At 71.8% G+C, this 5,357-nt stretch carries 6 protein-coding genes; 4 read left to right on the top strand and 2 right to left on the bottom strand.

All coding sequences use genetic code 11. From position 1 onward, the window contains the following. Positions 1 to 56: 56 nt before the first annotated feature. A complete protein-coding gene (locus tag G6030_RS10270; protein ID WP_182643044.1) occupies positions 57 to 653 on the bottom strand; it encodes a 1-acyl-sn-glycerol-3-phosphate acyltransferase in 597 nt (198 codons plus the stop codon). Positions 654 to 900: 247 nt separating this feature from the next. On the opposite strand from G6030_RS10270, the gene G6030_RS10265 reads away from it, so the two are divergent. Further along, on the top strand, positions 901 to 2,421 hold the full coding sequence (locus tag G6030_RS10265) for a DUF4389 domain-containing protein (protein ID WP_241724291.1): 1,521 nt from the start codon (positions 901 to 903) through the stop codon (positions 2,419 to 2,421). Here the strand turns inward: G6030_RS10265 and G6030_RS10260 are convergent. Continuing rightward, positions 2,405 to 2,983: a TetR/AcrR family transcriptional regulator gene (locus tag G6030_RS10260; protein WP_007626752.1), complete on the bottom strand. Its 579-nt coding sequence runs from the start codon at positions 2,981 to 2,983 to the stop codon at positions 2,405 to 2,407. The genes G6030_RS10265 and G6030_RS10260 overlap by 17 nt on opposite strands. A 78-nt stretch (positions 2,984 to 3,061) precedes the next feature. Here G6030_RS10260 and G6030_RS10255 point away from each other — a divergent pair, with 78 nt between their 5' ends. The 3 genes from G6030_RS10255 to G6030_RS10245 are packed head-to-tail and all read left to right on the top strand — an operon-like array spanning position 3,062 to position 5,208. After that, positions 3,062 to 3,538: a nuclear transport factor 2 family protein gene (locus G6030_RS10255; protein ID WP_182643043.1), complete on the top strand. Its 477-nt coding sequence runs from the start codon at positions 3,062 to 3,064 to the stop codon at positions 3,536 to 3,538. Positions 3,539 to 3,593: 55 nt separating this feature from the next. After that, positions 3,594 to 4,322 (top strand): TSUP family transporter, encoded by a 729-nt coding sequence (locus tag G6030_RS10250; RefSeq protein WP_182643042.1) that lies wholly within the window; start codon positions 3,594 to 3,596, stop codon positions 4,320 to 4,322. Positions 4,323 to 4,362: 40 nt separating this feature from the next. Continuing rightward, on the top strand, positions 4,363 to 5,208 hold the full coding sequence (locus tag G6030_RS10245) for an SDR family oxidoreductase (RefSeq protein WP_241724290.1): 846 nt from the start codon (positions 4,363 to 4,365) through the stop codon (positions 5,206 to 5,208). Positions 5,209 to 5,357: the final 149 nt, after the last annotated feature.

Genomic DNA, 5,357 nt, shown 5'->3' with positions numbered 1-5,357 from the left:
CCGCGCGGCACGCGCCGCGCGGCACGCGGTGCACGGCGCGCGGTGCGCGACGACGCTCAGGGGTCGGGCTGCTCCACGTCCCGCCTGCGGGTCTCGTCGGCGAGCCGCGGTTCGACGCGCCTGTCCGGATGGAAGCCGCCCTTGTCCGCGTAGAACGCGCGGATGCGGTCCATGTCCGCCGCGACGTCTCCTGTCAGCTCGATCGTGGGGCCCAGCCCGGTCGTCATGGTGGCCCGGTCGACGTACCCGAGCGTCACAGGCAGGCCCGTCTCCCGCGCGATCCGGTAGAAGCCGGACTTCCAGTGCGAGTGCCCGCTGCGCGTCCCGTCCGGCGTGATGACCAGGCAGAACGTTTCTCCGGCATGGACCTGCCGGACCATGTCCTCGACGACCCGGGCGGGGTTCCCGCGGTCCACAGGGACTCCTCCGAGCGCTCGCATGAGCGGCCCGCGCCAACCGGAGAAGAGGCTGGCCTTGCCCAGCCAGTGCACGTCGATGCCCAGACGCCATGCGATGCCGAGCATCAGTACGAAGTCCCAGTTGGACGTATGTGGGGCGCCGAGGAGGATCGTCGGCTGATCCGGGCCGGGGCGGGTGGACAGCGTCCAGCGGCTGAAGCGCCCGAAGAGGCGAGCGGCGAGGGAACGGATCACTCCGCCACCCTAGGTGGCCGAGCGGATGCGGGCCGAGGGGCGAGCCACACAGGCTCCGCTCGCCGAACACCGAGCGCGGACGGGTAGGCCGCCGCGCGGGCGCGGATGTAACAAAACCGATATCTCGGTGCTGGCGAAATAACTATATGGATATCCCGCACGCGGCTCCGTACCCCCCGGCATGGTCGCGTCCTCTGAGAGCCAAGGAACTGTCATGGGTAGTCCACCGCACCCGTCTGATCCGACCTTGACGCCGTCAGTCGCCGCGAGCACGGCATTCCCGCCCGGGCCGAGGACCGGCACGCGTCCGCTCAACTGGGTGATGATGATCGCCGGCGTGATGCTCACCGTGATCGGGCTCGCGCTGTCCGCTGCGGGCGCCGGGCTGATCGTGGGTCAGGAGTCGCAGCGGGACGGGCAGTTCGTCTTCACCGAGACCGAGCGGTTCCGCGCGGTCGGCAACGCCATCACGACGAGTCCGATAGCCGTCGACCTCGGGGAGGGGGGCACGGTCGAGCCCGGCGGGCTCGCGATCGACGACCTGATCACCGTCCGCCTCCGTGCGACCCCGGTCGTCCCGGACCAACGGATCTTCCTCGGGATCGCCGACGCCAGCGCAGTGGACGAGTACCTCCGCGACGTGCCGCACTCGGTCCTCGGCGACGACCCCTGGGACCACGGTTACGACGACGGGCCGGCGATCTGGGGCACTGAGCCCCACCCCGACGACGCGCTCCGCGAGATTCCCGCAACCCGCACGCCCGCGCCTCCCGTCGAACAGCGGTTCTGGCAGCACTCCACCACCGGCGCCGCCCCGCAGACGCTGGACGTGGGCCTGCGTTCGGGGAACTGGGTCGTGGTCGTGATGAACGCGGACGGCAGCCGCCCCCTGTGGGTCGACCTGCAGGTCGGTGCGCACACCGAGCTGTTCGGCCTGGTCGATTCCACCGTCCCGCTCATCGCGGGGCTCGTCGGGCTGGTGCTGGGCGTTCCGCTCGTGCTGTTCGGGGCCGCGGGGCTCGGACGCGACGTCGGGCGCCGCGGTGATGCCGGGCCGGCGAGAGCTGCGGAGCCCGCGACCGTGCCCGCCGGCCCCGATCCGCTGCGGCTGACCGGCCACCCGGACCCCGGGGTCTCCCGGGCCCTGTGGCTGGTCAAGTGGATCGCCGCGATCCCGCACTACATCGTCCTGGCGGTCCTGTGGTCGGCGGCGTGCATCGTCACCGTGGCGGCAGGACTGGTGATCCTGTTCACGGGCCGGTACCCGCGATCGTGGTTCGCCTTCGTCGAGGGCACACTGCGGTGGCACTGGAGGGTCGGCTTCTACGCCTACGCCGTGCTCGGCACCGACCGCTACCCGCCGTTCACCCTGGGGCGGGCCGACTATCCCGCCGACCTCGACGTGGTCTACCCCGATCGTCTGTCGCGCGGTCTGGTGCTGGTCAAGTGGTGGCTGTTGGTCCTCCCGCACCTGTTCATCACCGCCCTCATCACCGGCGGCGGGGTCGCACTCGCCACGGCCTCGAGGAACGGCGACGGGGTCTCCTGGAGCTTCACGCTGCTCGGGTTGCTCGTGCTCATCGCCGCGATCGGCCTACTGTTCACCGGCCGCTACCCGCAGGGTCTGTTCGCACTCAACGTGGGACTGAACCGCTGGGTGTACCGCGTGGCGTCGTACAGCCTGCTCCTGCGCGACCAGTACCCGCCGTTCCGCCTCGACCAGGGGGCAGAGGAGCCTGCGCCCGACCGGATCAGCGCTCGCCGGTGACGACCCTGGCCAGCAGGTCGGCGAGACGCTCGTCGATGCCGTCGCGCTCGGACTCGGGGATGTCGAGCGCGTCGAGCAGGGCCCCGCGCAACACCGGCCACCCGTAGACGGCAGTGAACACCAGCAGCAGCTCGACGTCACCGGCCGGCGCGGGAGAGGTCATCCGGCGCAACGCGGCGGCCGGCCGCTGCGAGGGGTCGAGCATCGGCGGGAACGCGGCCTCGCGGTCCAGCGCCAACCACGCCAGCAGCCGACTGATCTCCGGGTGCGACGAGGCGCCGAGCAGCATCCCGCGCACGGCCTCTCCCGCGTCGTCGAGGTTCTCGAGCCGCGCCGCGCCGAACCGCACCGCATCCTGCATCACCGCCGTGATCAGCGCGTCCTTGCGACCGATGTGCCGGTGGATGAGCCCGAGGTTCACCTGCGCGGCATCCGCGATGTCGCGCAGCGGGACGTGCGGCCCGCGCTCCGACAGCAGTCGGCGGGCCTCGCGCAGGACCGCCGAGCGGACCTCGTCGCGACCGGTCGGGCGGGCGGTGGCGGCGTTCTTCCCGGTTTCCATTCCCGGACTGTACACAATTGACTACAGTCTGGGGCAGAGCGCGCGACCCGTGCGCCCCCACCCGTGCGAAAGGCCCTCATGACCACCACCGACCGCCGCGACGACATCGACGCCATCAAGGTCCTCAAGTACCGCTACCTGCGCTGCGTCGACCTCCGGCTGTGGGACGAGCTCGCCGAGACCCTCGCCCCCGAGGTCACCGCCTCCTACGGCAAGCGCCTGAGCTACACCGGCCGCGACGAGGTCGTGGCCGGGCTGCAGCAGCAGATGACCGACGGCGTCATCACCGAGCACCAGGCCCACCACCCCGAGATCGAGATCGACGGCGACACCGCCACGGGCCGCTGGTACCTGCAGGACCGCGTGATCGTGCCCGAGTACGACACGTTCATTTTCGGCAGCGCCTTCTACGACGACGCCTACGCCCGCGTCGACGGCCGCTGGGTCATCACCCGCACCGGCTACAAGCGCACCTACGAGGCCATGATCAACCTCAAGGACGTGCCCAGCTTCCGGCTCAACGACAACCACCTGGCCCCCGCCGACGAGAAGTGACGGCGGCGCAGACCGCCCGGACCGGCAGCGCAGCCGACGGCCGTGACGGTGACGAGTGGACCTGATCGTCATCGCCGCGCTGTGCGTGGCCGCCGCCTCGGTGATCGGCGGCGCCACCGGGTTCGGCACCTCGCTCATCGCCACGCCGCTCATGCTCACCGCGGGCATCGGCCTCGCGGAGACGGTGGTGGTCAACCTGGTCGTCGCGCTCATCACCCGCGTGGGCGTCACCGTGCAGTTGCGCGAGCACATCGACTGGCGGCGCGTCGCCGTCCTGGGTGCGGCGTCCGTGCCCGGGGCCTGGCTGGGCGTGCAGACCGTCACGCTGCTCCCGGATCAACACCTCAAGCCGGCCGCCGGCGCGGTCACCATCCTGTGCGGACTCGCCATGGCGCTGCCCACCAGGCACGGGGCCCGGCCGCCGTCGGCGGCGATCACCGCCGCGGTCGGCGCGATCGGCGGGTACTTCTCCACCACCACCTCGCTGAACGGCCCACCCGTCGTCCTGCTGCTGGGCCGCGCGAAGATCCCGCCGATGAGCTTCATCGCGGACCTCGCCGGCTACTTCGTCATCACGAGCATCGTCTCGCTCGCGCTGCTGTGGTCGGGCACGGGCATCGACCTGCCCGGCCTGTGGCCGCTGCTCGCGGCGTGCGTCGTCGCGGGGGTCACGGCCAACCAACTGGGCATCGCGATCGCCCGGCGCCTGCCCACCCACCTGTTCCGCTCGGCCGTGATCGTCCTCGTGGTGATCGCCGGCCTGCTCACCATCGTCACCGCGTGAGCGCCACCCACCCGTCACCGCACCACCCACGGAGGACCCCATGACCGACACACCGCAGAGCTCCGCGAACCAGAACACCGCGAACCAGAACACCGCGAGCCAGAACACCCCGGCCCAGGACACCTCGACCCGCCTGGCCGGCAAGGTCGCCATCGTCACCGGCGGCGGACAGGGCGTCGGCCGCGGCATCTCGCTCGGCCTCGCCGAGTCCGGCGCCGCCGTGCTGCTCGTCGGCCGCAAGATGCACAAGCTCGAGCGCGTCGCCGAGGAGATCCGCTCCGCCGGCGGCACCGCCGAATGCCTGGCCGCCGACATCACCGCCGAGGACGCCCCCGAGACCATCATCTCCACCGCGGTGGAACGCCTCGGCGGCGTCGACATCCTCGTCAACAACGCCAACATGGCCATGCCCCTGTCGCTCTCGGACTACCCGGACGACGACTTCCGCACCGCCTTCGAGGGCGGACCCCGCGTCACGCTGAGCCTCATGAAGCTCGCCCGCCCCGAGATGGCCAAGCGCGGCGGCGGCACCGTCATCAACCTCGTCACCTCCGCCGCCGTGCGCTGGGACGCCGCCAACTACGGCATCTACGCCGCGGTGAAGGAAGCCGTCCGCGCCCTGACCCGCGCCGCCGCGTACGAATGGGCCGCCGACGGCATCCGCGCCCTCAACGTGGCGCCCCACGCCCACAGCCCCGGGCTCGACTGGTGGATGGACAACAACCCGGAGGAGGCCGCCGAGTTCATCGCCGGCATCCCCGCCGGCCGGGTGGGGGACCCCGTCGCCGACATCGGCCGACCCGTCGCCTGGCTCTGCTCGGCAGAGGCCTCGTATCTGACCGGCGCGACCATCCCGCTCGACGGCGGACAGTCGCGCTGGGGCTGACCTCGTCGTCGTCGCCGTCGTCCCCCGACCCACCGCCGTCGCCTGACGCCCCGCACCGAAAGGCCCCCGCCATGACCGACACCCCCGCCGCCACCGGCGGCACCGACAGCCCCGTCGCCCCGCGCGGCGCCGACGCCCCCGGCCGCGAC

This window comes from Dietzia sp. E1, from assembly GCF_014145015.1.
Taxonomy (GTDB): Bacteria; Actinomycetota; Actinomycetes; order Mycobacteriales; family Mycobacteriaceae; genus Dietzia; species Dietzia cinnamea_A.
This window is presented reverse-complemented; position numbering and strand designations above follow the sequence as displayed.

Coding starts and splice junctions, on each gene's coding strand:
- G6030_RS10245 (WP_241724290.1), top strand. CDS start 4,363: ATGACCGACACACCGCAGAGCTCCGCGAACCAGAACACCGCGAACCAG.
- G6030_RS10260 (WP_007626752.1), bottom strand. CDS start 2,983: ATGGAAACCGGGAAGAACGCCGCCACCGCCCGCCCGACCGGTCGCGAC.
- G6030_RS10255 (WP_182643043.1), top strand. CDS start 3,062: ATGACCACCACCGACCGCCGCGACGACATCGACGCCATCAAGGTCCTC.